At 62.1% G+C, this 24,957-nt stretch carries 30 protein-coding genes and 1 other RNA gene; 14 read left to right on the top strand and 17 right to left on the bottom strand.

The features are described 5' to 3' along the window. Positions 1-31 precede the first annotated feature (31 nt). Complete coding sequence (locus tag AB3Y40_RS00695; protein ID WP_369436885.1) at positions 32-1,294, bottom strand: ABC transporter substrate-binding protein; 1,263 nt, start codon at positions 1,292-1,294, stop codon at positions 32-34. Then, positions 1,291-2,451, bottom strand: a complete 1,161-nt coding sequence (locus AB3Y40_RS00690) for a LacI family DNA-binding transcriptional regulator (protein WP_369436884.1) — start codon at positions 2,449-2,451, stop codon at positions 1,291-1,293. Before AB3Y40_RS00690 ends, AB3Y40_RS00695 begins: the two co-directional genes overlap by 4 nt. 179 nt (positions 2,452-2,630) lie before the next feature. On the opposite strand from AB3Y40_RS00690, the gene AB3Y40_RS00685 reads away from it, so the two are divergent. The 5 genes from AB3Y40_RS00685 (at position 2,631) to AB3Y40_RS00665 (ending at position 5,812) form a co-directional block, all read left to right on the top strand. Further along, entirely contained in the window at positions 2,631-2,984 is a 354-nt protein-coding gene (locus AB3Y40_RS00685) for a PepSY domain-containing protein (protein WP_369436883.1), read from the top strand. A 67-nt stretch (positions 2,985-3,051) separates the two neighbouring features. After that, positions 3,052-3,735, top strand: a complete 684-nt coding sequence (locus AB3Y40_RS00680) for a winged helix-turn-helix domain-containing protein (protein ID WP_369436882.1) — start codon at positions 3,052-3,054, stop codon at positions 3,733-3,735. After that, complete coding sequence (locus tag AB3Y40_RS00675; protein WP_369436881.1) at positions 3,728-5,002, top strand: sensor histidine kinase; 1,275 nt, start codon at positions 3,728-3,730, stop codon at positions 5,000-5,002. Before AB3Y40_RS00680 ends, AB3Y40_RS00675 begins: the two co-directional genes overlap by 8 nt. Before the next feature lie 77 nt (positions 5,003-5,079). After that, positions 5,080-5,283: a hypothetical protein gene (locus AB3Y40_RS00670; protein ID WP_369436880.1), complete on the top strand. Its 204-nt coding sequence runs from the start codon at positions 5,080-5,082 to the stop codon at positions 5,281-5,283. A gap of 25 nt (positions 5,284-5,308) precedes the next feature. Continuing rightward, on the top strand, positions 5,309-5,812 hold the full coding sequence (locus AB3Y40_RS00665; RefSeq protein ID WP_369436879.1) for a cytochrome b: 504 nt from the start codon (positions 5,309-5,311) through the stop codon (positions 5,810-5,812). Positions 5,813-5,869: 57 nt separating this feature from the next. Here AB3Y40_RS00665 and AB3Y40_RS00660 read toward each other — a convergent pair whose 3' ends face one another. Together AB3Y40_RS00660 and nudC are read right to left on the bottom strand one after the other, a co-directional pair. Then, positions 5,870-6,334 carry an SRPBCC family protein gene (locus AB3Y40_RS00660; RefSeq protein ID WP_369436878.1) on the bottom strand — a complete coding sequence of 155 codons (465 nt, stop codon included), beginning with the start codon at positions 6,332-6,334 and terminating at the stop codon, positions 5,870-5,872. Between the two features lie 55 nt (positions 6,335-6,389). Further along, positions 6,390-7,337, bottom strand: a complete 948-nt coding sequence (nudC, locus tag AB3Y40_RS00655) for an NAD(+) diphosphatase (protein ID WP_369436877.1) — start codon at positions 7,335-7,337, stop codon at positions 6,390-6,392. A 125-nt stretch (positions 7,338-7,462) separates the two neighbouring features. Here nudC and AB3Y40_RS00650 point away from each other — a divergent pair, with 125 nt between their 5' ends. The 3 genes from AB3Y40_RS00650 to rsgA all read left to right on the top strand — a co-directional run bounded on the left by AB3Y40_RS00650 (position 7,463) and on the right by rsgA (position 10,711). Further along, positions 7,463-9,292 (top strand): 5'-nucleotidase C-terminal domain-containing protein, encoded by a 1,830-nt coding sequence (locus tag AB3Y40_RS00650; RefSeq protein ID WP_369436876.1) that lies wholly within the window; start codon positions 7,463-7,465, stop codon positions 9,290-9,292. A 52-nt stretch (positions 9,293-9,344) separates the two neighbouring features. Then, positions 9,345-9,442: signal recognition particle sRNA small type (gene ffs, locus AB3Y40_RS00645), an RNA gene on the top strand. A gap of 231 nt (positions 9,443-9,673) precedes the next feature. Next, complete coding sequence (gene rsgA, locus AB3Y40_RS00640) at positions 9,674-10,711, top strand: ribosome small subunit-dependent GTPase A (protein ID WP_369436875.1); 1,038 nt, start codon at positions 9,674-9,676, stop codon at positions 10,709-10,711. A 96-nt stretch (positions 10,712-10,807) separates the two neighbouring features. Here the strand turns inward: rsgA and AB3Y40_RS00635 are convergent, their stop codons facing one another. Both AB3Y40_RS00635 and AB3Y40_RS00630 read right to left on the bottom strand, forming a co-directional pair. Then, positions 10,808-10,939, bottom strand: a complete 132-nt coding sequence (locus AB3Y40_RS00635; RefSeq protein ID WP_369436874.1) for a hypothetical protein — start codon at positions 10,937-10,939, stop codon at positions 10,808-10,810. Next, on the bottom strand, positions 10,939-11,640 hold the full coding sequence (locus tag AB3Y40_RS00630) for a DUF6502 family protein (RefSeq protein ID WP_369436873.1): 702 nt from the start codon (positions 11,638-11,640) through the stop codon (positions 10,939-10,941). Before AB3Y40_RS00630 ends, AB3Y40_RS00635 begins: the two co-directional genes overlap by 1 nt. 82 nt (positions 11,641-11,722) lie before the next feature. On the opposite strand from AB3Y40_RS00630, the gene AB3Y40_RS00625 reads away from it, so the two are divergent. Beyond that, positions 11,723-12,340, top strand: coding sequence for a hypothetical protein (locus AB3Y40_RS00625; RefSeq protein WP_369436872.1), 618 nt, complete (start codon positions 11,723-11,725; stop codon positions 12,338-12,340). A 100-nt stretch (positions 12,341-12,440) separates the two neighbouring features. Here the strand turns inward: AB3Y40_RS00625 and AB3Y40_RS00620 are convergent, their stop codons facing one another. Both AB3Y40_RS00620 and AB3Y40_RS00615 read right to left on the bottom strand, forming a co-directional pair. Further along, a complete protein-coding gene (locus AB3Y40_RS00620) occupies positions 12,441-12,935 on the bottom strand; it encodes a phosphatase domain-containing putative toxin (protein ID WP_369436871.1) in 495 nt (164 codons plus the stop codon). Next, positions 12,928-14,448 carry an ankyrin repeat domain-containing protein gene (locus AB3Y40_RS00615; RefSeq protein ID WP_369436870.1) on the bottom strand — a complete coding sequence of 507 codons (1,521 nt, stop codon included), beginning with the start codon at positions 14,446-14,448 and terminating at the stop codon, positions 12,928-12,930. The genes AB3Y40_RS00620 and AB3Y40_RS00615 overlap by 8 nt, the downstream gene beginning before the upstream one ends. Positions 14,449-14,685: 237 nt before the next feature. Between AB3Y40_RS00615 and AB3Y40_RS00610 the strand changes: the two genes are divergently transcribed. The 3 genes from AB3Y40_RS00610 to recR all read left to right on the top strand — a co-directional run bounded on the left by AB3Y40_RS00610 (position 14,686) and on the right by recR (position 17,517). Then, positions 14,686-16,434 carry a DNA polymerase III subunit gamma/tau gene (locus AB3Y40_RS00610; protein WP_369436869.1) on the top strand — a complete coding sequence of 583 codons (1,749 nt, stop codon included), beginning with the start codon at positions 14,686-14,688 and terminating at the stop codon, positions 16,432-16,434. A gap of 45 nt (positions 16,435-16,479) precedes the next feature. Continuing rightward, positions 16,480-16,824: a YbaB/EbfC family nucleoid-associated protein gene (locus AB3Y40_RS00605; protein ID WP_369436868.1), complete on the top strand. Its 345-nt coding sequence runs from the start codon at positions 16,480-16,482 to the stop codon at positions 16,822-16,824. Between the two features lie 99 nt (positions 16,825-16,923). After that, positions 16,924-17,517 carry a recombination mediator RecR gene (gene recR, locus AB3Y40_RS00600; RefSeq protein WP_369436867.1) on the top strand — a complete coding sequence of 198 codons (594 nt, stop codon included), beginning with the start codon at positions 16,924-16,926 and terminating at the stop codon, positions 17,515-17,517. Here the strand turns inward: recR and AB3Y40_RS00595 are convergent. Then, positions 17,514-18,296 carry an endonuclease/exonuclease/phosphatase family protein gene (locus AB3Y40_RS00595; RefSeq protein WP_369436866.1) on the bottom strand — a complete coding sequence of 261 codons (783 nt, stop codon included), beginning with the start codon at positions 18,294-18,296 and terminating at the stop codon, positions 17,514-17,516. The genes recR and AB3Y40_RS00595 overlap by 4 nt on opposite strands. On the opposite strand from AB3Y40_RS00595, the gene AB3Y40_RS00590 reads away from it, so the two are divergent. Further along, complete coding sequence (locus AB3Y40_RS00590) at positions 18,295-18,930, top strand: hypothetical protein (protein ID WP_369436865.1); 636 nt, start codon at positions 18,295-18,297, stop codon at positions 18,928-18,930. The two genes, AB3Y40_RS00595 and AB3Y40_RS00590, sit on opposite strands and share 2 nt — an antisense overlap. A 33-nt stretch (positions 18,931-18,963) precedes the next feature. Here AB3Y40_RS00590 and AB3Y40_RS00585 read toward each other — a convergent pair whose 3' ends face one another. Beyond that, the gene (locus AB3Y40_RS00585; RefSeq protein WP_369436864.1) at positions 18,964-19,722 is read right to left on the bottom strand and encodes a DUF1013 domain-containing protein; all 759 of its coding nucleotides are present in this window, start codon (positions 19,720-19,722) and stop codon (positions 18,964-18,966) included. 130 nt (positions 19,723-19,852) lie between these two features. Here AB3Y40_RS00585 and AB3Y40_RS00580 point away from each other — a divergent pair, with 130 nt between their 5' ends. Beyond that, on the top strand, positions 19,853-20,482 hold the full coding sequence (locus tag AB3Y40_RS00580; RefSeq protein WP_369436863.1) for a ribonuclease T2 family protein: 630 nt from the start codon (positions 19,853-19,855) through the stop codon (positions 20,480-20,482). Here AB3Y40_RS00580 and AB3Y40_RS00575 read toward each other — a convergent pair. From AB3Y40_RS00575 to def (AB3Y40_RS00545), 7 genes are all read right to left on the bottom strand, one after another. Next, entirely contained in the window at positions 20,479-21,111 is a 633-nt protein-coding gene (locus tag AB3Y40_RS00575; protein WP_369436862.1) for a YdeI/OmpD-associated family protein, read from the bottom strand. The two genes, AB3Y40_RS00580 and AB3Y40_RS00575, sit on opposite strands and share 4 nt — an antisense overlap. Further along, a complete protein-coding gene (locus tag AB3Y40_RS00570; protein WP_369436861.1) occupies positions 21,080-21,592 on the bottom strand; it encodes a VOC family protein in 513 nt (170 codons plus the stop codon). The genes AB3Y40_RS00575 and AB3Y40_RS00570 overlap by 32 nt, the downstream gene beginning before the upstream one ends. A 2-nt stretch (positions 21,593-21,594) precedes the next feature. Then, positions 21,595-22,413: an aldo/keto reductase gene (locus AB3Y40_RS00565; RefSeq protein ID WP_369436860.1), complete on the bottom strand. Its 819-nt coding sequence runs from the start codon at positions 22,411-22,413 to the stop codon at positions 21,595-21,597. 60 nt (positions 22,414-22,473) lie between these two features. Further along, positions 22,474-23,370 carry a methionyl-tRNA formyltransferase gene (gene fmt, locus AB3Y40_RS00560; protein ID WP_369436859.1) on the bottom strand — a complete coding sequence of 299 codons (897 nt, stop codon included), beginning with the start codon at positions 23,368-23,370 and terminating at the stop codon, positions 22,474-22,476. Positions 23,371-23,432: 62 nt separating this feature from the next. Then, positions 23,433-23,930 (bottom strand): peptide deformylase, encoded by a 498-nt coding sequence (def, locus tag AB3Y40_RS00555; protein WP_369436858.1) that lies wholly within the window; start codon positions 23,928-23,930, stop codon positions 23,433-23,435. Beyond that, positions 23,927-24,370 (bottom strand): peptide deformylase, encoded by a 444-nt coding sequence (gene def / locus AB3Y40_RS00550; protein WP_369436857.1) that lies wholly within the window; start codon positions 24,368-24,370, stop codon positions 23,927-23,929. Before def (AB3Y40_RS00550) ends, def (AB3Y40_RS00555) begins: the two co-directional genes overlap by 4 nt. After that, the gene (gene def, locus AB3Y40_RS00545; RefSeq protein WP_369436856.1) at positions 24,367-24,888 is read right to left on the bottom strand and encodes a peptide deformylase; all 522 of its coding nucleotides are present in this window, start codon (positions 24,886-24,888) and stop codon (positions 24,367-24,369) included. Before def (AB3Y40_RS00545) ends, def (AB3Y40_RS00550) begins: the two co-directional genes overlap by 4 nt. Positions 24,889-24,957 lie beyond the last annotated feature (69 nt).

Below are 24,957 nucleotides of genomic sequence, written 5' to 3'. Positions count from 1 at the left end.
GGCAGATGCGCCGCCCCCACACGCGGGAGGATCAGTGCCCGTAGCCGCCGTTGCGCTCGATGTCGGTGTTGATCTCGTCAACGGCTGCATCCAGCGTATCAGCCACGTCAGCGCCATTGGCGATGTCGGCCAGCGCCTTTTCAAACACCTTGGCCGCGACCACATAACCGGGCGAGACGGGCCGCACCAAAGCCTGCTGATTGCTCAGTTCAAAGAAGACGTTCAGCGGGCCACCTTCCTTGTAGGTCTCGGTCATCTCTGCGGCTGTTGGCGTCGATGGGATCAGGCCGATGCCATCGGTAAAGGCCGCCAGATACTTGTCCTGCAAGGCAAACTCGATGAACGCATTGGCCCCTTCAGGTGCCTCGGACGAGGCCGCGACACCAAACTGCCAGGATGCTGCGCCAATCGTGTTGCCGGCACCGAAATCAGGCGCGGGCAGGAACACCACGTCGTCCACACCTGCGTCCAGCGTGGCGACCGCAGCCCAGTTGCCGTTCCAGCTAAAGCAGTATTTGCCGTCGATGAAACCGGTGTCGCGATCCGCCGGGTCTTGACTGGTGCCGGGCGCATAGCCTTCGGTGAACAGCGATTGCCACCAGTCACCGAATTCCAGCGCAGCGTCGCCGTTCAGCGCGCCTTCTGCGGTCTGATAGGTGGACCGATCCACGATGTCGCCGCCAAAGGACTGCAACAACGGGCTAAAGGCGTATGGATACCACTCGCCCGTCCAGGCCATGCCCAGATCCAGCGCATATTCACATGACCCCGAGGCTTTGGCCGCATCCAGCGCCGCCATGAACTCCTCTCCGCTCCAGGGTGCGTCCAGCGTTGGCGTGCGCAGGCCCAGCTCATCCAGCATCGACTGGCGCGCGTAAAGGGCGACCGCTGCATCCCAAAGACCAATCGAATAAAGCTGCCCGTCCCACATGCCCTTGGTGCCCGGCAGGAAATCCGCGATCAGGCTTTCGTCAATGTCGAGTGGCTGCATATAGCCTGCCCATGCCCAGTTCGGCATCACGGGCCCGTCCACATCAATGATGTCCGGCAGATTGCCCGCCAATGCGGCAGCCACGATGGAATCGTTGTAGCTTTCTTGCGGAAAGCTTTCGAGCGTCACAGTATAGTCGCCCTGACTGGCGTTAAAATCATCCACGATCTGACGAATGATCGCTCCTTCCACTTCGCCACCGGCGCCGTGATACCACATCGAAAGCTCGGTTTGTGCCGCCGCCCCGCTGACCAGTCCCGTGGATGCCAGCAGCGCACCTGCCAAGGTTGCTCTCAGTTTCATGTTGTCGTCCTCCCTATGGATGAAAGTTGGGTAATGGGTGTCGCAATCTGTGTGACCGACTGGCGGTGATGCACCTGCCCGCTGACCAGCACCGGCTCGGTTGGCATCATCTCGTTGCGGTCAATGGCCCCCAGCAACAGCTGCGTGGCCCGAATACCAATCGCGTGATACGGCAGATCAACCGAGGTCAGCGGCGGATACAGCGTCTCTGTGATCAGCCGGTAATTGTCATATCCCACGATCGAGATGTCGTCGGGCAAGGTCAGCCCCCGTGACCGCAAAATGCCATAAGCACGCATCGCCATCCGATCATTGCCAAAGCAGATCGCCGTGGGCGGCTGTGGCATCGACAGCACCCGCTCGATGGAATCCCACAGCAGCTGCGCCTCTCCGTCGGGGTCATCGGTATCAATGTCAGAGGGGATCATCAGCGCGGGGTCCACCGCGACACCCGCCGCCGCCATCGCATCCTCAAACCCAAGCGTCCGCAGCACCGTGGCGTCCATTCTGGCCGACAACGACAGATAGGCAATCCGCCGGTGCCCCTTGGCCAGCAGCGCCTCGACAATGCGGCGCTGACCCTGCCGGTCGTCAGGCAATACACACGGCGTGCCCTTGTCGTCATAACAATTCGCAAGGATCATCCGCGTGTCCCGCGAAATCTCTGGCAAGGTGATCTGCCGGTGGTAATCAGCCACATAGATCAGCCCTTCGACCCGGTGTTCCTCAAAGGTGCGGATCAGTTGCGGCACCCGCTCCTGCCGCCCGCCGGTGTCGGCAATCAGCAGCGTCTTACCGCTGGCCTCAATCGCCTTCTGAATGCCCTGCACGATCAACAGATCCGGCAGGCCCGAAATTTCCTGATGCTGTTGCCGCAATGAAATCGCGCCGGTGATCAGCCCCACCAACCCGGATTTGTTTGACCGCATCGCCCGCGCAGCGGTGGACGGCACATAGCCCAGTTCGGCAATCGCCTTTTCCACGGCTTCCTTGGTGGATGCCTTGACCGCCGCATCGCGGTTGATGACCCGGCTCACCGTCTTGGGCGACACCCCGGATACCCGTGCAACATCGTAAATTGTGGCCAAATGCCGTCCCCCCAGCGCCTGCAGATCGCAATAAAGAATCGCAATCCACCAAAATGACACCGATGTCATGACACCGATGTCATAGCCCTGTCAAAGGTTTTTTGCCCAACCCCGCGCATCGGCCCCGACAACCTTCCGGAAACTTACAGATTTGTAATCCACACCTCAGGCGCTTGTAATTTGGCACCCCCATCTCTGTCTCATCGCAAGGCAACACCGCCTTGCACACAACAAACGGAGACAACGACATGAACACGAAACTCATCGCAGGCGGCGCACTTTCGGGCTTGGTACTGGCGGGTGGCTTTGCCGGCATGGTCTCGGCGCAATCCGTGGCCGACGCCACCGGGCTGACCGAAGCAGAGGTGATCGAAATTGCCCTGATGGAAGTCCCCGGCGAGGTGCAAGAGGTCGAAATGGAAACCGAAGACGGCCAATCAATCTTTGAGGTCGAAATCCTCTCTGCCGACGGGGAAGAGTTCGAGGTTGAGATCGCAGCAGAGACCGGCGATGTTCTCAAAGTCGCGGCAGACCGCGATGACAATGGGTGCGACCATGATCGCGACAACGACGATGATGACGACGACAGCGAAGACGCATAAACGTCCCGCTCTGCTGGGGGCCGCACCGCGCGGCCCCTTTGCGCGCGCTTGGGGGGTGTAACGCCAGATGCGGATTCTGCTTCTTGAAGACGACACACAGCTTGGCCCGTGGATCGCAGGCGGCCTGCGAGAAGAGGGCCACGTGGTGGACCACTTTGCCGATGGCAAGGACGCCCTGATCGCCGCGATGGGGCAGGATTTTGACCTGTTGATCCTCGACCGCATGGTCCCCGGCCTTGACGGCCTTGCGGTGCTGAAATCCCTGCGCGCCTCCAAGGACCAGACGCCCGCCTTGTTCCTGACCGCATTGGGAGAGGTTGACGCCCGCGTCGAAGGGTTCGAGGCAGGCGGCGATGATTATCTGACCAAACCTTTCGCCTTTGCCGAACTTTCTGCGCGTGTCAGCGCGCTGGGGCGGCGGCGCGATGTCCCTGACGGGGCGGATGCAGCCCCCACCACCCTGCGCTATGCCGATCTGACGCTCGATCTTCTGGCGCGGCGCTGCGACCGGCAGGGGCAGGCCATTGATTTGATGGCCAAGGAATTCAAATTGCTGGAATATTTCATGCGCCGCCCCGGTCGGCTGGTGACCCGCACCATGCTGCTGGAACAGGTCTGGGACATGAGCTTTGACCCCACCACCAGCGTCGTTGAAACCCACATCAGCCGGTTGCGCGCCAAGATCGACAAACCCTTTGATGCGGCCCTTTTGCGCACCCGCCGGGGCGAAGGCTATGTCTTTGGTGACTAGGCTGCTGGGTCATATCCGCTGGCTCTGGCGTTCCTCGATGGTGCGCCTGTCGCTGCTGTTGTCGGGCATCTTTGCGCTTGGCATGGCGGTGGCGGTCTTTGTGGCGCTGACCGTCGGGCAAGGGGCGATCGAACGACGGATCGACACCACCCTTGCCGCACTTGCCGCCACCTCTGATCTTTCGCAGGCCACGTCTGATACGCGCGCGATGATCCTGCGCGCGCCCGAAAACCTGCGGGGCCTGCCGCGCCCGTTTGGTCGTGCCGTGGCGCAAGGCGGTGGCACCGTCGCGCTCGACCGCAACTTTCTGAACGCCGACATCTGGCGCGTGCTGGTCGCCACCGACAGCACCGGCAACCCGGTGATGGTCGCGGTCCCGCTGGAAGAAAGCGAAGAAACCCGCGAATTGCTGGCTGGCATCCTGTGGACCACCGCGGCAGTGGTGATCGTGCTGGCCCTTGCGTTGGGGCTGGGGACCGGGCTTTTGGCGCAGCGCCGGTTGCGCCGCATCAACCACACGCTGGGGCAGTTGGCCGCCGGCGATCTGACCGCGCGCACCGGCCACGCGCGCAACCGCGATGACCTTGACGACATCGCCCGCCAGCTGGACGTGACCGCTGGCGCGCTGGAACGGCTGGTCACCCAGACCCGCCACCTTGGTGCCAGCATCGCACATGATCTGCGTACCCCGCTGGCCCGTCTGCGCGCCCAGCTTGAAATGCTGCCCGAAGACGACGCGCGCGGTGCAGCCCTTGAAGAAGCAGGCAAGCTTGCGGCGATCTTTGACACCATCATGCGCGTCGCGCGGATCGAAGCGGCACAAGGAAGCGACGGCTTTGAACCCGTGTCGCTGGCCGATCTCGCGGCGGAACTGGCAGAGGTCTTTGGCCCGGTGATCGAAGACGGCGGCAAAACCCTGACGCTTGACGTCGGCCCTGCCGCCACCGTGCAGGCCGACCGGCAAATGCTGATGCAAGCGATGGCAAACCTCATTCAAAACGCGCTGGTGCATGGCGGTGATGCGATCACACTCCATGCGCGGGGCCTGCGGCTGGGCCTCTCGGACAATGGCCCCGGCGTGCCGCCCGAGGCCTATGCCGAGATCGTCAAACCCATGGTCCGCCTTGATGCGGCCCGGTCAACCGAAGGCTCAGGCCTTGGGCTTGCGCTGGTGCGTGCTGTGGCCGAACGCCACGGGGCCAGGCTCGATCTCGGGGCCGCCAACCCCACTGGCCTGCGCGTCACGTTGGACTTTGCAGATTTGTAAGGTTCGGGTCAGGCGCCCGTAAAACCCGGTCTCCATATCGGTGTCATCACACAACAGATGATATCGGAGACCACAACATGACCACCCAAATCACCAAACTCAAAAACGCCGTGTCCCACGCCGCCCTGTTCACCATCGGTGTGATGATGCTGGGCCTCGGCTTTGTCTTTGCAGGCACGTTGGCGCTTTTTGCGCTGGTTGCCGTGGGCTTTGCCATGCTGGCGGCCCCCTTCGTCAAACTGGCGCAACCGGCCACGGCTGACACCCAGTCCGCCGCCTGATCCCAAGAGAACAAAGGATCCCGCCATGACCACCCAACCCGCCACCCCCCACGGCTTTGTCACCAAGGGCATCCATTGGCTCTCTGCCGGGCTGATCGGCTTTGGCTATTTCAAGGGCCTCGACAGCGTCCGGCAATTGGCCGACCCCGCCCTTCTGCAGTTCGAGGTGGTCTATGCCCTGCTGCTCGGCGGGCTTTTCGTGGCGCGCTACGCTTGGACCCGCGGCGTGGCCGGGACAACCCGCCTGCCCGCCAGCGCGCCGCGCTGGGAACACGTGGCATCCAAGACGGTCCACATGGGACTTTATGCCGCCGTCTTTGGGATCATCCTGTCCGGCCTCGGCATCGCTCTTGGTGTTTCGGTGCCAGCACTGGGCGGGCTGTTCCTGGTGGCAATGCTAGGCCTGCACGAGGTCGCATTGGTGGCCATGCCGCTTTTGCTGGTGGCCCATATCGCAGGCGCGCTCTGGCACAAACTGGTGCGCCGGGATGGTGTGCTTGAAAGCATGACAGGCAAGCTGCCAATCTAAGCGGCAGCACCCTTCTTGCAGCAGGCGGCCATCACATCGCGATGTGGTGGCCGTTTGCTATGCACCGGGTTTGTAACGTCCTTCGACGTCGCTGGCGAAATCGGCGACCCGCTTCTTGAAACGTGTGGTCAGGCTGGCCTTGGCCAGCTTGAGCGATTGCAGCAGCAACCGCGCCGACAGCGTCTTGGCCTTCAGCTCGATTGACACCGCCAACCGCGTGCGCCGCGGTGACAGCGGCACCAGATCAACCACCGTCTGCCCGTCAATCCCTGACGATACCGTATCAAGCTGCAAGCCCTGATCGTCCAACCGCGCAAGCAGCGCCTTCATGTTGCGTTCCTTGCCACGAAAGCTGAACTTTACGTCCCAGGTGGCCCCCACGGTGGCACCGCCGCTAACATCTGTGCGACGCACATCCGCACCGCGCCGCAGCGCCTGGCGTTCGAACGCGGGAAAATCGGTGATCGCGCGATAGACATGGTCCATCGGCGCTTCGATATCTTCGCGTGCACTGAATTTCATGATACAGCCCTTTGCTGGCGCACCGCTTGTGTGCGGCATCTTCGCTTATATGCGGTTAATCCAGCCTGTCCGCCAGCCAGTTTTCCAGCAGAAAGTGGGCAATAGAGCCCTTGCGGGCTGGCAAAATCTCTGGGTGTTGCCCGGCGAATACATCCGCCATCTCCTCACGTGTGATCCAGCGGGCATCATCAATTTCTGCGGGATCAATGGTGATCTTGGCGTCCAGTGCAATGCCGCTGCACCCAAACATCAGGCTGGACGGGAACGGCCAAGGCTGACTGCTCAGGTAATTCACCTCACCCACCGTGATCCCACTCTCCTCAAACACCTCACGGCGCACGGCAGCCTCCAGCGTCTCGCCGGGTTCGACAAAGCCTGCCAGCAGCGAAAACATCCCCGCGGGCCAACCGGGTGAGCGACCGACAAGCACGCTGTTGCCGTGGGTGATCAGCATGATCACCACCGGGTCAGTGCGCGGAAAGTGATGCGTCCCGCAAGCCGCGCAATTGCGCTGCCAGCCTCCCATGGCAAAGGCACTTTCAGCCCCGCACGCGGCGCAAAACTGGTGGCTGCGGTGCCAGCCGAACAGCGCCCGCGCCGTGGCCGCCAATTCCGCGTCAACGCGGCTCAACCGGGTCATCACGCTGCGCAATTCCAGAAAGGCGTGGCTTTCGGGCAGCGCGGGGTGATGCTGCGCGCTGGGATCGACAAAGTTCTGTAACACGGCCTCATCCAGATCATCAGGCACCCAATCCGACAGATCAGCCGCAAAAACGGGCGTGCCTGCATCCCGGCCCAACAGGATCTTGCCCGGGCGGGCATCGGCCATCACCGGGTGATCGGCGGCCACCCGCACCAAAGCGTCGCCCACCAGCATCGGCTTGCCGCGCCACATCAGGATGATCTGCCCGGCGGTCTGGGCCAGCGCACTGGCATCGTTGCGTAAATTTGCGGCACGGTCCAATTGCCCGCTGCCAAATGTGACTGTTTCTGCATGCTTCATGCGGCTTTGGTGACACGCTGTGACGTGATGTGCAATTCACCAACGTCTGGCCTTTCTTTCGCCCCAAGGTTGTGACACGCAGCAATAGCATCATACTCTGAATTACCTTCACCTTTCGGATACTCATGGTCACCGCTCAGCTGCGCCTTTTGCAAACCACCGACCTGCACATGCACCTCTTGGGGTATGATTATCTTGCTGACGGCCCCGCCCCGGCGCAGGGCCTGACCGAACTTGCTCCGCTGATTGCGGCGGCGCGGGACGAAGGGCCAGCAACGCTCTTGTTTGACAATGGCGACTTTCTGCAAGGCAACCCGGTGGCCGATCACATCGCCCGCCACGGCAGTGCAGCCGCCGTCCACCCGATGATCGCGGCGTTCAATACGCTGGACTATGACGCGATCACGCTGGGCAACCATGAATTTGACTACGGCCTCGACTTCTTGATGCAAGCGCTTTCGGACTGCACCATGCCTGTCGTCTCGGCCAATGTGCGCCGCACACCCACCCGCAACCTTGTCGCGCCCTGGACCGTGCTGACCCGCGATGTGCAAGGCTCTGACGGGCAATCCCATCAACTCAAGATCGGGGTGATCGGCTTTGTCACGCCGCAAGTGGTGAACTGGGATGCCCACGCGCTGGGCGGCGCGATTCAGACCGATGACATCCTTGATGCGGCCCGCAGCCACCTGCCCGCCCTGCGCCGTGCGGGGGCCGATGTGGTGGTGGCACTTTGCCACGCCGGCATCTCGGACGCGCCCTATCAGCAGCGGATGGAAAATGCCGCCCTGCATCTGGCCGGGCTGCCGGGTATCGACGTGGTGCTGGCCGGGCATACCCATGACCGCTTTCCCGGCCCCGATTTCGCGGGCTTTGCCCACGCCGACACGGATGCCGCCACCCTGCATGGCAAGCCCGGTGTGATGGCCGCCAGCCACGGGCAGGCGCTGGGGGTGATCGACCTTGACCTGCTGCTTGATCCCGACACCGGCTGGCGGATCGACACGCACCACTGTGAACTGCGGGAACTTGCGGATCTCCCGACCCTGCCCGCCACCCCGGCAAGCGCTGCCATCGCCCGTGACGTGGCCGCCGATCAGGACAAGACACTGGCGCATCTGGGCCAGACGATTTGTGACACGCCACGCCGCCTGACCAGCTATTTTGCGGCCATCGGGCGCGATGACACCGCCCCGCTTGTGGCCGCTGCCCAGCTTCTTCATATGCGCACCGCACTGGCCAAGACCGACTTTGCCGATCTGCCGCTCTTGGCAACGACGTCGCCCTATCGCGCAGGCGGGCATGGCGGCCCGGGCAATTACATTGACGTGGAACCGGGGCCCATGGCCCGGCGGCACGTGGCCGCCATTGTCCCCTTTGAAAACCCGATCTGCGGCGTGCTGCGGCGTGGCTGGCAAATCCGTCACTGGCTGGAAAACGCCAGCCGGTTCTACAACGTGCTGAAACCGGGGCTGCCGGGTCAAAAGCTGCTCGACCCTGCGGTGCCTGCCTATCACTTTGACCAATTCCACGGGCTGCGCTACCGGATCGACCTGACGACACCACCGCGTGATGGTGACGACCCGACCCGCCCCGCGCGGGTCCGCGACATCACCTATGAGGGCGCACCACTGGCCGACGACGCATTGTTTCTGGTCGCCACCTCCAGCTACCGCGCCCATGGCGGCGGCGGGCTGTCGCCGATCCCGACGCAGGACGTGGTCTATACGTCGCTCTTGGGGCTGCCCGATATCCTGATCGACTGCGTCGCCAATGACGGCATTCCCGCCACGCCGCCCGTCCCGAACATGGGCTTTCTGGCACAACCCGGCACCGGCGCCCTTTTCCCCGCCAGCCCGGCGACCGCCGACATCCCCCTGCCCTGCGACAGGCTCAGCCTGCTGGACAGGCCAGCAGACGCGCGCGGTTTCCGCACCATGCAGCTGACGCTCTAGGATCAGGACCCTAGCATCTTGCGCCGCTGGCCCGCCCGGCTTATATGACGCTTGAGGGGTTGGCGCGGGCAGGCGCCTCGCCAACCTGGTCAGGTCCGGAAGGAAGCAGCCATAACGAGCCCCGCTTGGGTCGTTGTCAGCCTCTCACCGTCAATGTCGCCTTTGGCGACTTGACGCGTTGGATAGAGCGAAAATCGCCCTTCGCGATTTTGGCGGAGTCCAACACCAACGTTCAGAAACCCCACAGAGGGAGGACAGCCATGACCCAGTCGCACACCTTCCCGGTCCGGGCACACTGACCTATTCCCTGCTGTCCCGACCGGAAATGCCCGGCCCCGCAACACTGCGGGCCGCCCTTTTCCTTTGTCACAGGACAGTCCATTGACCTCTGAACTCACCCTCGCCGACCTCGGCTGGACCAACTTTTACATGTCGCAATGCGACCTCGACGAAATCGAAACCCTGACCCCCGCCCGTATCTCGGGCGTGCAACGCGCCTCTGTCACCGGGCTGACCGTGGACGGCGCATTTGACCTCACACTTGATCCCGGCACCTCGACCGGCGAACTCGCCGTTGGTGATTGGGTGCTGGCCGATCTGGACCGGCACCGCGTGATTCGGCTGCTGGACCGGTCCAGCACCCTGCAACGGGGCAAAGAGCACCTGACAGGCGACCGCCAGCTGATCGCGGCCAACCTTGATACGCTCTTTATCACCACCTCCTGCAACGCGGATTTCAACCCCGCGCGGCTGGAACGCTACCTGGCGCTTGCCAATGACGCCGACATTACCCCGGTGATCATCCTGACCAAGGCTGACATGGCCGAAGACCCCGACAGCTATACCGACCGCGCCCGCGCGCTCGGTCGCGGGCTGGAGGTTGTGACGCTGAACGCCAAATCCCCCGACACCGCAGACAAGCTTTCGCTCTGGTCGGGCAAAGGACAGACGGTGGCGCTGGCCGGGTCATCCGGTGTCGGCAAAACCACCATCGCCAACGCGCTGACGGGTGGCGATGCCGCAACCCAGGGCATCCGCGAAGACGACGCACGCGGCCGCCATACCACCACCGACCGCAGCCTGCACCGCATCCCGGGTGGCGGTTGGCTGATCGACACGCCCGGTATGCGCGGTCTTGGCGTCGCTGATGTGGCCGCCGGGATCGAGGCGACGTTTTCCGAGATCACCGACCTGATCGGCCAGTGCAAGTTTCGCGATTGCCAACACGACAGCGAACCGGGCTGCGCCGTGCAGGCCGCCATCTCCGCCGGTGACATCGACCCCGAACGCCTGACGCGCTACAAAAAGCTCAAACGCGAAGACCAATACGCGACAGAGACAATCGCCCAGGCCCGCGACCGCTATCGCAAATTGGGCAAGATGTACCGCTCTGCCACGCAGAAGAAAAAGAACCGCTAGAGGTAGGGGGTGGGCCACCGGCCCACCCTATTCAGCCGCCACCGCGTGATCCGTCAGCGCAGCAAACAGCGCGGGGCATTGCCCGCCTTGGGCCTTCTAATGCGCTGCCTCCTGCGCACAGCCACCGGTGCCGCCAATGCCCCCGTCGCGGCCTCCCTCGCAGCTCGGCACTGTGGCCGCGCACCCCGCCAGCGCAGCCAGCGCCATCACCAAGATCAAACGCCGCATCAATCGCTCTCCTCTGCATAGAAAAAACCGCCCGCACGAAACCGATGCGTGCCGGGGCTGTCGTCTTGCAGGTCCCGCGCCCGTGCGGCGACCTCTTCCAGCACCGCCATCTGCCGGTCGGCAAACAGCGCCTGCAAGTCCGCCACCGCCTCGGGCGACAACTGGTTGAAATGCGCCGCCCGTTCAAAATGCCCGGCCCCGGCGATCACATTCTGCACCCCCGCGTTCAGAAAGTCCCCGCCATTGGCCGCCAGGAAATCCAACTGATCCACCGACCCCGCTGCCGGCTGGTAGGACCGTTTGACCCGCGTCACCCGGTCTGCATCCACCACCACCGTGCCTGCATCGACCAATTGCTCCAACAGCGTGCGCGGATGCACATCCTTGCGCACCGATGCCGCCAGCGCGTCAAAGCTTTTGCGGTCCAGCACCTTGGGATGATCCGCCACCCATATGGCCACCAGCCGCGACAAATGATGCACCACCGGCGCGTCTTCTGGCAGGGCGCGCAGTCTTGCAATATCGCGCCGCTGCAACCCGGTCATCACGCTGATCCGGCTGTCATTGGGCGCATCGGCCAGCGCCTCGGCCCCGCGCAGAAATTGGACTTTCAGCCGCGCGGCGGCCTGCGGAAACATCACGCCGCGCGCCACTGCAAGGCGGGCAATCGGGGCAAAGAGGGCATCCAGAATCCGGTTCATATGTGCATTTCACACATTTTCCTTGCGCGTGCAAGATTTTCAAATTATGTGCAATTTACACATTTATCTGAAAGGTTAACACATGCGCCTGTTCTTGATCCTGATCCTGCTGCCCCTGCTGGCCGCTTGTTCCACCACCACCCAGACCTCATCCGGGGCTGCGTTTCTTGCCGCGCGCAGCGGGCCAGTGGACCCTGCGGTCGCCCGTGCTGCCGCTGGTGAACCCGACCTGCGCCTGCCCGCCCGCATCGGCCTTGCGCGCGTGGTCAATGGACAGCTGACCCTGCCGACCGAGGAAGAGCTTGCGGGCCTGCCCTTGCCACCCGGCATTGGCCAAGTCACTGTCATCAACCCCTTGATTTCAAACGCACTCAAGTCCCGTCCACACAATCCAATCCGCCTTGCGCAACTGACCGCTGCGCGGCAGCACCAGGACTATGTGCTGATCTATGACATGTCCCAGATCGGGCGCGGGCTGGGCAAGATGGGGCAGGCCAACGCGGTGCTGATGGACGTCCGCAGTGGTTATATCTATGGCTCCGCTTCGGTGCGCGAAAACCTTGGCACCTACAACGGTATCTGGCTCGGCTGGGGTCGCGGCTACGGGTTGTCAGACCCCGCCGCCGCCCGTCTGGCGCGCGCCTTAGCACCCGAAGTCGTGGCGATGTTTTCTGAACTCACCGCGCGGGTAAATGGTTAATCACGGTGCCTTAACCCCCGGCTGCGCGCCCACTGTGCAGCCGGGATGTGTATGGGATGTGCATGCAATGTGCATCGGTTAACGCACCGCCTGACGCACCTTAACCCTTTGATTCGGCTTGGTCTTGCAGCGCCCAGGCCATCTGGTCTTCGGTTTCGACCGCACAGGGCCGCACCCGCCGCAAAACACGTAACGCATCCGGCACACCAGCGGCGATCATCAGCCGCAGCACCACCATCCCCGACCGCCCGCAACCACCAAAGCAATGCACCAACACCCGGCCGCCCTGCCGCAGCGTGTCCAGCACCTCGGCCTGCACCTCCGGCCAGGCTGCATCAAGTGCGGCATCAGGCGTGCCATAGTCCGGCACCGGCAGGTGCCGCCAGACAACGCCCGCATTCCGCAAATCCGCGCCAAGCGTGCCTGCGCCCTTGCGTTCCAACTCGTGCATTTCGGTCATGGAAACAACCACTTGCGGACCCCAGTCCGCCAGCCGCAGCCAGTCGGTATAGTAATGCCGCGTGCGCCCCGGCAGGGGCGAAATCGCAAGCACTCCGCCCCCGACCTGCATCTCGTGGATGACAAACTCAGGCACCGGTCACCTGCCCCGGATGCGCCTTAGCCCAATCCGTCAGAAACGCCGCCATCGCCGGGTCACCGGCCAGCCGCAGCGCCTCTTTCGGCAGGGCCACGCCCTGTTCCAGCGCGATCCGCGCACAGCCCACGTGATCCGATCTTTCTGACCGTGGCGCGTTTTCTGACCCGTGGATAATCGTGCTCAGCAGGGTGCCGCCGAACCCATTGATATGGCTCAAATCAGGACGCAACGTCAGGAAATAGGCCATCATCTCTGTTAACCCTTCCCAACCGGCCACCTGCACCGGCGTCAGCCCTTCGGTGTCGGGCTTGTCATAGAACAGCCCCAACGCCACCAAACCCTTGATATGTGGCAGTTTCCCCGGCAGATGCACCATCTCCCGAATGATGTTGCGATAGGCGCGCGGCAGCTGCGCCTCATCCAGATAGGTCCCTGCTGGCACTTGCCCTTCGGCCGCCAATGCCAACAATTCCTCTTCCGGTGACAACTTTGGCGCGGCGCCCAAATCCTCGATCATTGCCGCCAAACCGCGATGCCCAAAGACCCGCGCAAAGGCATAGGCGCTGGCCCATTGATAGTCGCGCCCCGGATCAGCCCCGGCCTCCAGCAAGACCTTGCACATCGCGTCTGACACTTGCCGCCTTGCCGCCTGATGCAGCGCCGGAATGACCCACGGCATTTCGCCCCCAACGGGCCCATCCTCAAACGCATTAGGGTCTGCGCCTGCGTCCAGCAACATCTGCACCGCTGGCACATCGTCAAAGTCCATCGCCCGCAGCAAGGCATTGGTCCCGTTGGGTTTTGCGCCGTGTTCCAGCAGCATCTTCAGACCCTCGTGATGGCCCAGCTCGGTCGCATGATAAAGCGATTCACCATCGTTCGGATCAGCACCCCGTTCCAGCAACCAGCGGCCCAACACCATGTTGTCCGCATGTCCAATCGCCCCATAGAGCGCCGACAGTGGGTGCCCGTCATGATCCATCGCGCTGTTCACATCGGCCCCATGCGCGATCAGCGCCTCAGCGATCCGCAGCATCGCTGCCTCGCGGTCAGGCCAGATGTGAATGGCGCGGGAAAAGGCCAGATGCAGCAAGGGCTTGCGCGGACCAGCGGGCCGCACCGCCAGCCCCGGATCATCGGCCAAAGCAGCCATAACTGGCGCATCCTGCAACAGCGCAACCTGAAGGCCGAAATGCCCCTCGGCCAGATCGGGGGTCTCTTCCAGCAAACGCTGCACCACGCCGTTCTGCCCGTGTGCCAAGGCAATCTTCAGCCGCTGCACCTTGGCCGCGCGGTCCATGCCAAGTGTCCCCACCGCCTCCTTCATCTGCGGCCATGTGGCAAAGCTGCGCTCGCGCGCAATCACATGCAGAAAATCGGCCCGTTTCAGCGGGTCTTTCTGGGGCCGCAGATGCGCAGCAACGCGTTCCAACGCCGACGTATCGCCATTTTCATATTGTTTTTGAAGGGTTTTTGCCTGCCTGCGCAGGTTATCCAATGGATCTGTCATGGGCTTCCTCATCCATGCGCCCCGTGGTCCGCTGCCCGGGCAATGAGAAAAACCAGATGTGGTCGTCTCGGTCTGTCAAAGGGTGCTGTGATCAGCTTTCCGCGAACCAGGATGCCGCCCATACGGCGCGTTAAGGGTATCGCAACCCCAATGGCGATACAATCCCGCCGACGTGGTGGACCTCTGGCACCCGGCCCCCTAGTCTGATCCGGTCATCCGAATCCGTCGAAAGTGCCCATGTCAGACCAACCCGCTTATCAGGTCCTCGCCCGCAAATACCGGCCCGAAACCTTTGCCGATCTGGTGGGACAGGATGCAATGGTCCGCACGCTGCGCAATGCCTTTGCCGCAGACCGGATTGCACAAGCCTTCATCATGACCGGCATCCGCGGCACTGGCAAAACCACGACCGCGCGGATCATCGCCAAAGGCATGAACTGCATCGGCCCTGATGGCACCGGTGGCCCTACGACCGATCCGTGTGGCCAGTGCGAACATTGCACCGCGATCATGGAAGGCCGCCATGTGGACGTCATGGAAATGGACGCGGCATCCAATACCGGTGTGCAGAATATCCGCGACGCGATCATTGAAACCGTCAGTTATCGCGCCGCCTCAGCCCGGTTCAAGATCTTCATCATTGATGAGGTGCACATGCTCTCGACCAGCGCCTTCAACGCGCTCTTGAAGACGCTGGAAGAACCCCCCGCCCACGTCAAATTCATCTTTGCCACGACCGAAATACGTAAGGTGCCGGTCACCGTCCTGTCGCGCTGCCAACGGTTTGACCTGCGCCGCATCGAACCCGAAGTGATGATCGCAATGCTGCGCCGGATCGCCACCGCCGAAGGCGCGGAGATTTCCGATGACGCGCTGGCGCTGATCACCCGTGCCGCCGAAGGCTCGGCCCGTGACGCGCAATCGCTTCTGGATCAGGCGATCAGCCACGGCGCCGGCGAAACCACCGCTGATCAGGTCCGCGCCATGCTGGGTCTGGCCGACCGGGGCCGGGTGCTGGACCTCTTTGACATGATCCTGCGGGGCGAGGCTGCAGCGGCCCTGAATGAGTTGTCGTCGCAATATTCCGACGGCGCCGACCCGATGGCCGTGCTGCGCGATCTGGCAGAGGTCTGCCACTGGGTCAGCGTCATCAAGATCACGCCCGAAGCGGCAGAAGATCCCACCATCAGCCCCGATGAACGCACCCGCGGGCAGGCGATGGCCGCCGGTTTGCCGATGCGGGTGCTCAGCCGGATGTGGCAGATGCTGTTGAAATCGCTGGAAGAAGTCAGCGTCGCGCCCAACGCCATGATGGCGGCCGAGATGGCAGTGATCCGCCTGACCCACGTGGCGGATCTGCCCACCCCGGATGAGCTGGTCAAGAAATTGCAAGACGCCACACCACCGCCCTCCGGCGGTCCAACGGGTGGCAGACCAGCGCCCACGGGTGGCACGACAACCACCGCTATGTCGTCGTCACCGGCCCCAACCCATAGCGGCCCATCTGGCCCCTCTGCGGCACTGGCCGTGGCGGCGGACACCGCAGCGCTGGCGCATTACGCCCGGTTCGAAGACGTGGTCGACCTGATCCGCACGCACCGCGATGTGAAACTGCTGGTGGACGTTGAAACCTCGCTCCGGCTGGTGGCCTATCAACCGGGCCGGATCACGGTGAACCCCACAGATAAAGCACCGCGCGATCTGGTGCAGAAACTGGGCAGCCGCCTGCAAGCCTGGACCGGCAACCGCTGGGCGATCACTGTGGTCAGCGAAGGTGGCGCGCCAACAATTGCAGAAGTCCGGGATGCCGCCGAAAACGCCCTGAAGGAAGAAGTGCAGAACCACCCGCTGATGCAGGCGGTGCTGGCCACGTTTCCGAAGGCCCGGATCACCCGGATCGAAACCCAACAGGACAAGGCCCAAGAGGCGCTGGAAGACGCGCTGCCAGAGGTGGACGACGAATGGGACCCCTTTGACGAGGACTGACCAAACACCTATCTGGAACCAGAACAAAGATAGCGGAGAAATGTGATGCTCAAAGGATTAGGCGGCCTTGGCGACATGGCCAAGATGATGAAACAAGCCCAGGAAATGCAGGGCAAAATGGCCGAGATGCAAAACGACCTCGACAACATCATGGTCGTGGGCGAAAGCGGCGCAGGTCTGGTCAAGGCAACCGCGACCGCCAAGGGCGAACTCAAGGGTCTCGACATCGACCCAAGCATCTTCAACGGCGATGACAAGGAAGTGGTCGAAGACTTGATCCTTGCCGCCATCAAGGACGCACAATCGCGCGCCTCCGAACGCAGCCAGCAGGAAATGTCAAAAATGGCAGAGGCCATGGGCCTGCCACCCGGCATGAACCTGCCGTTCTAAGGACGGTCCCCTGCTTCTTCTGGCCAAAATAATCCCCGCCGGAGGCATCAAATCCTTCCAAGGATTTGAACAAAATCCTGTGTCAGGATTTTGCCCCCGATGACGCAGGGCACCGAAGATCTCGACGACCTGATCGCACTTCTCGCCAAGCTCCCCGGGCTTGGCCCCCGCTCTGCCCGGCGGGCAGTCCTGCATCTGATCAAGAAGCGTGGGCAAGTCCTGCTGCCCTTGGCCGAAGCCATGCAGCGCGTCGGCACCACGGCGCGCGAATGCCTGAACTGCGGTAATATCGGCACTACGGACATCTGCGACATCTGCGCCTCTGAAAAGCGCGCCACGGGCGAGATTTGCGTGGTCGAAGACGTGGCCGACCTTTGGGCGATGGAACGCGCTGCGGTGTTCAAGGGCCGCTACCATGTGCTGGGCGGCACCCTTTCGGCGCTGGATGCTGTGGGCCCCGAAGAATTGCGCATCCCCAAGCTGATCGACCGGGTCAAAACCGAAGAGGTGACAGAGGTGATCCTCGCCCTCTCCGCCACCATCGACGGCCAAACCACGGCGCACTACATCGCAGATCAATTGCCGGGCATCTCTGTCACTTCACTGGCGCAAGGCGTGCCGGTAGGCGGTGAGCTTGACTACCTTGACGATGGCACCATCACCGCAGCCCTGAACGCGCGACGCCGGCTCTAGACAACGGCAGGCCGCGTGATTTCTGCCAAGATGGGCAAGTGGTCAGAGGCATGCGCCCCCTTGGGCAACGGCGGCAGCGGTAGGGTGGACAGGTTCAACTCCGGGCTATGTGCGATCCGGTCCAGCGCCAAGAGCGGTAGACGCGAAGGAAAGCTGCGCCCTGGCGTCTTTATGACAAATCCCCTCGCGATCCGCCCTAAACCGCGCCGCAAACTCCACTCATTGAAGTCCCCGATGATGACTGTCGGACGCTGATGCATGTCGCCCAAAGTTTGACGCAGATGATCCAACTGGCGGCGGCGGGCAGATCGGAGCAACCCCAAATGCACCCCAACGATCCGCAATGGTCCGATTGGGGTCTCGGCATCGGCAATGATCGCCCCGCGCGGCTCCAGCCCCGGCAGATCGATACAGACCCGGTCATTTACCGTGATCTCCGGGGCCACGAGCAGCGCGATCCCGTGCCAACCCAGGCTGTCGGGATGCCCGCCAAAATCGACAGCGCACAGACCCGCGTCAGCGATCAGGCGGCGTGGCAGGGCGCTGGGTCGATGCCCCATGCGAAAATCAGCCTCCTGCAACACCATCATCTGCGTCTTGAGCCCGATGATCGTCGCCAAGGTTCGCGCCGGGTTGCGGCGCAGGTCTGTCCCCAGTCCGGCACGGATGTTGTAGCTGCCGATGCGCAGGCTTATGTCAGATACATCACACATCACCCCGATATAGAAACAACGACAAGGCGTTGCGATGGTGAAGTCAGAGACATTCGTGCGGATCATGCAAGCCATCCTGCTGATTTCAGCTGGCTTTGCGCTTTTTGATGGAAAATGGTCGGTGGTCTTTGTGGCTCTTGCCACTTGGGTCCTGACACTGTCACCGCGTCGCTTTGCCCGCTGGTTGGGGATTGATCTGCCACCCAGCTTCTTGCTGGCGATTGTGGTCTTTACTTTTGGCACCTTGTTTCTGGGCGAAGTCTTTGACTTCTACGAACGATACTGGTGGTGGGACATCGCCCTGCATTTCGGCTCTGCCATGGGGTTCGGGTTGATCGGTTTTCTGTTTATTTTCATGCTGTTCGAGGGGGACCGCCTTGCCGCACTACCGCTTGCTATTGCGGTGCTGTCCTTTGCAACCGCTGTCGCCATCGGCGCGCTTTGGGAGGTGTTCGAATTTGCGATGGATCAGCTGTTCGGGCTGAACATGCAAAAGTCCGGGCTGGTCGATACCATGGCCGATCTTATCGTGGACATTTTGGGCGCATTCCTTGGGGCGACGGCAGGCTATTTCTACCTGAAGGGGCGGCAGCTTGGCGGATTGGGGGCGGCGATTGATGCCTTCGTGCAGCGCAATAAATCACTTTATCGGAAAATCAGACCGGGGCAGAAGTCGCCCAAACGCAAAAAGCCCCGCTAAGGTGGCGGGGCTTTTCGCATCGTACGGTCGGGATCAATCCTCGTCGGTGTCGCCGCCCTCTGGCAGGTTAAAGAAGCTGTCGGCATCCGCCACGTCGCGGGTATCCTCTTCTTCTTCGCCCTCTTCATCGCGTGGGTCGGACAGGCTGAACGTCTCAAGGCCAGCAATCGCACTTGGCATCTTGGGTTCTGGTTCCATGCCCAGCGACTGCTCGGTGCTGACCAGCTTGCGCCGCTCATCATCGGACATCACGCCGCCCTCTTTCGCCTTCTTGGCATTGGCCTTTTGCACAGCCGCATCCAGTTCGGATTGCTTGCACAGGCCCAGCGCCACGGGGTCAATCGGCTCAAGATTGTTGATGTTCCAATGGGTCCGTTCGCGGATCGCCTGAATGGTCGGCTTGGTCGTGCCCACCAGTTTAGAGATCTGGCCGTCGGACAATTCGGGGTGGAACTTCACCAGCCAATAGATTGACGCCGGGCGATCCTGACGCTTGGACAGCGGCGTATAGCGCGGACCACGGCGCTTTTCCTCACCGGCAGAGGCGGGGTTATAAAGCAACTTCAGCTTGTGCATCGGATCAGCCTCGGCCTTGTCGATCTCGGCCTGGGTCAGCTGTTTGTTGGCAATGGGGTCAAAGCCCTTCACACCGGTGGCCACATCACCATCGGCAATGCCCTGCACTTCCAGCTCGTGCAGGCCGCAGAAATCCGCGATCTGCTTGAATGTGATTGTCGTGTTATCGCAGAGCCAGACCGCCGTGGCCTTTGCCATAATCGGTAGATTTGCCATTCTCATCTCCATCTCATCAGACATGCCTCTCCCGCGCCCTTGAAGGGGCAGACCGCTGTGGGCCGGGTTCGCATTGTCGGGGAACTTGAGCCGTATATAGTGCGAGCGTTCCCGGTTGGAAAGACCCCAAATGCGCCGCCTGATCGCCCTTTTGCTTTGCCTTACCTCGCCCGCTGCCGCACAAGATGTGGCCGGAGAGTTCGACTATTACGTGCTGTCGCTGTCATGGTCGCCCAATTGGTGTGATCTGGAAGGGCGCGCCAAGGGATCTACCCAATGTGACGAAGGCGCAGGGTTCGGCTGGATCATGCACGGGCTTTGGCCGCAATACGAACGCGGCTGGCCTGCCAATTGCCCCACGAGCCAGCGCAACCCTTCGCGGGCCATGACTGCCGAGATGGCTGATATCATGGGGACCTCAGGCCTCGCCTGGTATCAATGGAACAAACATGGCGTCTGCGCGGGGCTTGCGGCAGATGACTATTTCGCGCTGGCGCGGCTGGCCTATGAAAAGGTCACGCGCCCGGCGGTTCTGCGCGAACTGACCCGCGACGTGACCCTGCCCGCTACGCTGATTCAAGAGGCTTTTCTGCGCGACAATCCTGACCTTGAGCCTGATCAGATCACCATCACCTGCAAGGCCGGTGCCATTCAAGAGGCGCGGATCTGTCTGACCCGTGATCTGGAATATCGCACTTGCGGCGCGGATGTGATCCGCGATTGCAGTCTGGACAGTGCCGCCTTCTCGGCGATTGATTAGCGTTCCTGCGCCCCTTTGCCCGCGATGATTTTGTCGCGAAATTTGGCGATCCGCGCGATGCGTGTCGCCGATTGTTTTGCCTGGTTCAGGTTGAACGCATAGCTTTTCTGCCGTCCCGGTGTCAGCGCCGCAAAGGCCTCTGCCAGTTCCGGGTCAGCATCCAGCGCTTCGATCAGCTCATCAGGGATCGGCACCTCACGCACGACCTTGGGGGGGTGAAAACCTGCCGCGGCATATTCCATTGCCTCTTTCAAATAGGCGATGATGACCGGGGCCATTGCGGCCGGTCCCGCGTTGTCTTCAAAGCGGATCATATCGGGGTTTTGCGTATTTGGGCCTTGCCTTTGCAGAACCCCCTCGGGGTCTTTCATCAGGGCGGCATTGAAGAAACTCAGGCGGAAATTGCTTTGAAACGCGCCGATAATCGCAATGTTGCGCCCAGCAAACATGTAACACGGATGCCCCCATTTCGCGGTCTCTTCCAGCCCCGCGTCGCGGCAAAGCTGCCTCAGTGTCAGCAGCCCCTCTTGCCAGATCAAGCTTGAACAACTTGGGCTATCGAACCTGTCGCAACGGCCACACCCCTTGGCAAAGTAGTCATCCGGCTCTGTGATCATCGCGCGTGTCATGCCCGGACCCTAACGCAACTGCGGCACTGTCATCAAACCCGCGGCCGTAGCGTCCGTCGGGATATTCCGCCGGGCCCTTGATCTCCAGCTTGTTGCCAAACGGATCACGCACATAGAACGAATGGCCCATGCCGCGCGCACCGCCGTGCATCGCCTCGCGTTCAATCGCGACACCGTGGGCGGCCAGATGGGCGCGCAAGGCGTTGTGATCAAAGGGCGTGGTGGCGATGCACACGTGATCGACATTGCGACCACCCGGTACCGGTGGCACGGCAGAGGCGGCACCGGGGTGGGTTGTGTCCCACAGGACGATCAGCGCCGAACCGGCCCAAACCTGGTCCATCCCCAAATCAGGGTAGGAATAGCCCGGCGGACAGCCCAGCACATCGCGATACCACGCAACCGCCCGGTCAAGGTCGTCGACCAGAAAGACAACATGGTCGATCCCGACCAAAGCAAAGGGCAACTTGCGATGAGGCATGGTCAGACGTCCCATTCCGGGCACCAGGGGCCGTTCACCAGCCGCATGTTGCGATCCAGCGCGTCGATCCGCGCAATCTGGTCAGGCGACAGGGTGATGTCCCCGGCGGCCAGGTTTTCAGCAATCCGTTCTGGGTTGCCAGAAGATGGGATCACCCAGTGCCCCTTCGCCAACAGCCACGCCAGCGCCACCTGACCGATGGTGGCACCCAACTCTGTCGCGACGGCCTGCAAGACTGGGTCATCCGCCACAGCACCGCGCGCAAGTGGCGAAAAGGCGGTCATCGCGATACCTTTTGTGCGGCAGTAATCCACGATGGGGCTGTTGTGCAGGAACGGATGCAATTCCACCTGATTGGTCAGGATTGGACGGTCACCCAAAAGCGCCAGCGCGCGGTCCATATAACGAATTGTAAAGTTTGAGACGCCAATATTGCGCGTCAGCCCCGCGTCATAGACGTCGGCAAACTGCGCCATGTAATCCTCGATCTGATACTCGTCGTTGATCGACGGATAATGCAGCAGCAACAGGTCGACAGGGCCGACACCCAGCTTGTCCAGCGAGGCCTCGACATGGCTGCGGATCTGGCCGGGGGCAAAGCTTTCGGGGGCGACCTTGGTGGTGACCCACAACTGGTCGCGCGGAATGCCCGCGTCGGCAATGGCGCGGCCCACGTCCGCTTCATTGTCATAGCCTTCTGCCCCGTCGATATGGCGATAGCCCACCTTTAGCGCCGTCAGGACACCCTGATAGGCGGCATCGCCCGGGCGGTTCCATGTGCCGTAACCAATCGGTGGCGGGGTGGTCATCATTGCTGACATGCGCTGCATCCTATCTATTGGAGGGCGCAGCCTATAACGATTTAGACGCCCTTGCCAATATCAATCAAGACGGTCCGGCAACGACAACCCCTTTAGAACATCCCCCGCCGCCATTGCCGACTTTCCGGCACGCTGCGCGCGCGTGATTTCAACAGCACCGTCACCGCACGCCACTCTAAACCCGCTCAGAACCGCCCCCGGCGGGCCAGAGCCTTCGGCCAGTCGCGACGACAGCAGCTTGACCCGCTCGCCCGCAACCTCGCACCATGCGCCCGGAAATGGCGACAGACCGCGGATCAGGCGGTCAACCTCTTGCGCGGGGCGCGTCCAATCCACCCGCGCCTCTGACTTGTCGATCTTGGCTGCATAGGTCACGCCGTCCTCGGGCTGCGCCTCTGCGTCCATCGGCAACCCGTCCAGCGCCTGCACGATCAGCCGTGCACCAAGGACCGACAAGCGGTCATGCAAGGCACCGGTCGTCTCTTCGGTGCCGATTGCCACAGCCTCACGCAGCAACACAGGGCCGGTGTCCAACCCTGCCTCCATCTGCATGATGCAGACGCCGGTTTCGGCGTCCCCGGACATGATCGCACGATGGATCGGGGCCGCCCCCCGCCAGCGCGGCAAAAGGCTCGCGTGGATATTAAGACAGCCCAGGCGCGGGGCGTCCAACACCGCTTGCGGCAGGATCAGCCCGTAAGCCACCACAACAGCCACGTCCGCCGCTAGCGCGGCAAACTCCGCCTGCGCAGCCGCATCTTTTAAAGACACCGGGTGGCGCACGTCCAAACCCAAGGCTGCGGCCTTGGCCTGCACGGGACTGGGCCGATCTTTCTTGCCGCGCCCCGCGGGCCTGGGCGGCTGGCAGTAGACGCAGGCGATATCATGGCCCGCATCGACCAGCGCCTGCAAAACCGGCACCGAAAAATCAGGCGTACCCATGAATATGACGCGCATCGTGGTCCCTTCTTCTGGCCAAAAATATCCCCGCCGGAGGCACAGAATTTTCGACGAAAATTCTACCCCCGTGCTTTGCGGGCCTTTTTGAGTAACATATCCCGCTTCACCCGGCTGAGATGATCAAAATACATCTTGCCCGCCAGATGATCGATCTGGTGCTGCACACTGGTCGCGGCAAGGCCCACAAACTCTTGCCGATCCCAAATCCCCTGATCGTTCAGGAACCGCACGGTCACGGCCCGGGGGCGTTTGATCGTGGCGCGGACACCGGGCAAGTTGGGCGACCCTTCGGAATGTTCGCGCAGCTCAACACTCGCATGCAGCACTTGCGGGTTCGCCAGCCGCACCGCTTTGCCTCGGCTGGTGCTGGCATCAACCACGGCCAGAGCCAGCGGGATGCCCAATTGTACCGCTGCCAGCCCCACACCAGGCATCGCATCCATCGCCACGATCATCTCGTCCCAGATCGCGCGGATTTCATCGTTGACCTCATCCACCGGCTGGGCCGGGGTGCGCAGGGCCTTGTCAGGCCACATCACAAAGGGGCGGTGCATCATATCGCGTAGTCCGTGCATAAAATCCCATCAAGGTGGTCACGCTCGTGCTGAATGCACCGCGCGGCAAATCCGTCAAATGCGGCTTCATGTGGCGCGCCTTCAAGGTCCTGCCACGTCAGCCTGATTGCCACGGGTCGGGTCACCATGCAGGGCGTATCCGGGATCGACAGGCATCCCTCTTCGCTCGCTTCGCAACGCTCATCGGCCCATGACACCACTGGGTTCACAAAAATCTGTGGGTCAGGCGCGCCGTCTTTCCACGTCGCATCCATGACGAAGATGCGTTTCATCACCCCTACCTGTGGTGCCGCCAGCCCGCGTCCCTGTGCGCGATACATCACCTCAAGCATGCCCTTGGCGAGTGCTGCCAGCGCCGGGTCAACCGGCTTGCAAACAGCCCGTAACACCGGGTCCGGTGCAAGGCGTAACGTCAGGCTCACGCGCGTGCCTTCTCGCGCTTCAGCTTTTGCATCTTTCGGGTGATCATCTGGCGTTTGAGCGGCTTGAGGTAGTCGATGAAAAGCTTGCCGTGCAGGTGGTCAATCTCGTGTTGCACACAGGTCGCCCAAAGCCCGTCAAACCGTTCCTTATGGGTTTCGCCGTCCAGCCCAAGCCATTCAACTTCGACCTCGGACGGGCGTTCGACATCGGCATATTGATCCGGGATCGACAGGCACCCTTCTTCATAGACCCCGGTTTCTTCCGACGCCCATGTCACAACCGGGTTCATCAGGACCATCGGGCGCGGCTCTTCCTCGTCTTCCTTGACGCAATCCATCACCAGAATCTGCTGCATCACACCGATCTGTGGTGCGGCAAGTCCAATGCCCGGTGCGGCATACATGGTTTCCAGCATGTCATCCGCAAGCGTGCGTAGTTCATCAGTGACCTCGGCAATCGGATCAGTTTCTTTCTTCAACCGCGGGTCGGGATGGATCAGGATGGTACGTTTTGTCATGGCGCTGATGTAATCGGGACCGCGTCAAAGCGCAACGGGCGTGGCCTTTCATCTTGCGCTTGCCGGACG

It is taken from the genome of Yoonia sp. R2331, from assembly GCF_041103235.1.
Lineage (GTDB): Bacteria > Pseudomonadota > Alphaproteobacteria > Rhodobacterales > Rhodobacteraceae > CANMYO01.
This window is presented reverse-complemented; position numbering and strand designations above follow the sequence as displayed.

Bases quoted from the DNA above. Each gene is read 5' to 3' on its own strand.
- AB3Y40_RS00695 (WP_369436885.1), bottom strand. From the start codon at position 1,294: ATGAAACTGAGAGCAACCTTGGCAGGTGCGCTGCTGGCATCCACGGGA.
- AB3Y40_RS00690 (WP_369436884.1), bottom strand. From the start codon at position 2,451: ATGACATCGGTGTCATTTTGGTGGATTGCGATTCTTTATTGCGATCTG.
- AB3Y40_RS00685 (WP_369436883.1), top strand. From the start codon at position 2,631: ATGAACACGAAACTCATCGCAGGCGGCGCACTTTCGGGCTTGGTACTG.
- AB3Y40_RS00680 (WP_369436882.1), top strand. From the start codon at position 3,052: ATGCGGATTCTGCTTCTTGAAGACGACACACAGCTTGGCCCGTGGATC.
- AB3Y40_RS00670 (WP_369436880.1), top strand. From the start codon at position 5,080: ATGACCACCCAAATCACCAAACTCAAAAACGCCGTGTCCCACGCCGCC.
- AB3Y40_RS00665 (WP_369436879.1), top strand. From the start codon at position 5,309: ATGACCACCCAACCCGCCACCCCCCACGGCTTTGTCACCAAGGGCATC.
- AB3Y40_RS00660 (WP_369436878.1), bottom strand. From the start codon at position 6,334: ATGAAATTCAGTGCACGCGAAGATATCGAAGCGCCGATGGACCATGTC.
- nudC (WP_369436877.1), bottom strand. From the start codon at position 7,337: ATGAAGCATGCAGAAACAGTCACATTTGGCAGCGGGCAATTGGACCGT.
- AB3Y40_RS00650 (WP_369436876.1), top strand. From the start codon at position 7,463: ATGGTCACCGCTCAGCTGCGCCTTTTGCAAACCACCGACCTGCACATG.
- AB3Y40_RS00635 (WP_369436874.1), bottom strand. From the start codon at position 10,939: ATGCGGCGTTTGATCTTGGTGATGGCGCTGGCTGCGCTGGCGGGGTGC.
- AB3Y40_RS00630 (WP_369436873.1), bottom strand. From the start codon at position 11,640: ATGAACCGGATTCTGGATGCCCTCTTTGCCCCGATTGCCCGCCTTGCA.
- AB3Y40_RS00625 (WP_369436872.1), top strand. From the start codon at position 11,723: ATGCGCCTGTTCTTGATCCTGATCCTGCTGCCCCTGCTGGCCGCTTGT.
- AB3Y40_RS00615 (WP_369436870.1), bottom strand. From the start codon at position 14,448: ATGACAGATCCATTGGATAACCTGCGCAGGCAGGCAAAAACCCTTCAA.
- AB3Y40_RS00610 (WP_369436869.1), top strand. From the start codon at position 14,686: ATGTCAGACCAACCCGCTTATCAGGTCCTCGCCCGCAAATACCGGCCC.
- AB3Y40_RS00605 (WP_369436868.1), top strand. From the start codon at position 16,480: ATGCTCAAAGGATTAGGCGGCCTTGGCGACATGGCCAAGATGATGAAA.
- recR (WP_369436867.1), top strand. From the start codon at position 16,924: ATGACGCAGGGCACCGAAGATCTCGACGACCTGATCGCACTTCTCGCC.
- AB3Y40_RS00590 (WP_369436865.1), top strand. From the start codon at position 18,295: ATGCAAGCCATCCTGCTGATTTCAGCTGGCTTTGCGCTTTTTGATGGA.
- AB3Y40_RS00595 (WP_369436866.1), bottom strand. From the start codon at position 18,296: ATGATCCGCACGAATGTCTCTGACTTCACCATCGCAACGCCTTGTCGT.
- AB3Y40_RS00585 (WP_369436864.1), bottom strand. From the start codon at position 19,722: ATGGCAAATCTACCGATTATGGCAAAGGCCACGGCGGTCTGGCTCTGC.
- AB3Y40_RS00580 (WP_369436863.1), top strand. From the start codon at position 19,853: ATGCGCCGCCTGATCGCCCTTTTGCTTTGCCTTACCTCGCCCGCTGCC.
- AB3Y40_RS00575 (WP_369436862.1), bottom strand. From the start codon at position 21,111: ATGACACGCGCGATGATCACAGAGCCGGATGACTACTTTGCCAAGGGG.
- AB3Y40_RS00570 (WP_369436861.1), bottom strand. From the start codon at position 21,592: ATGCCTCATCGCAAGTTGCCCTTTGCTTTGGTCGGGATCGACCATGTT.
- AB3Y40_RS00565 (WP_369436860.1), bottom strand. From the start codon at position 22,413: ATGTCAGCAATGATGACCACCCCGCCACCGATTGGTTACGGCACATGG.
- fmt (WP_369436859.1), bottom strand. From the start codon at position 23,370: ATGCGCGTCATATTCATGGGTACGCCTGATTTTTCGGTGCCGGTTTTG.
- def (WP_369436858.1), bottom strand. From the start codon at position 23,930: ATGATGCACCGCCCCTTTGTGATGTGGCCTGACAAGGCCCTGCGCACC.
- def (WP_369436856.1), bottom strand. From the start codon at position 24,888: ATGACAAAACGTACCATCCTGATCCATCCCGACCCGCGGTTGAAGAAA.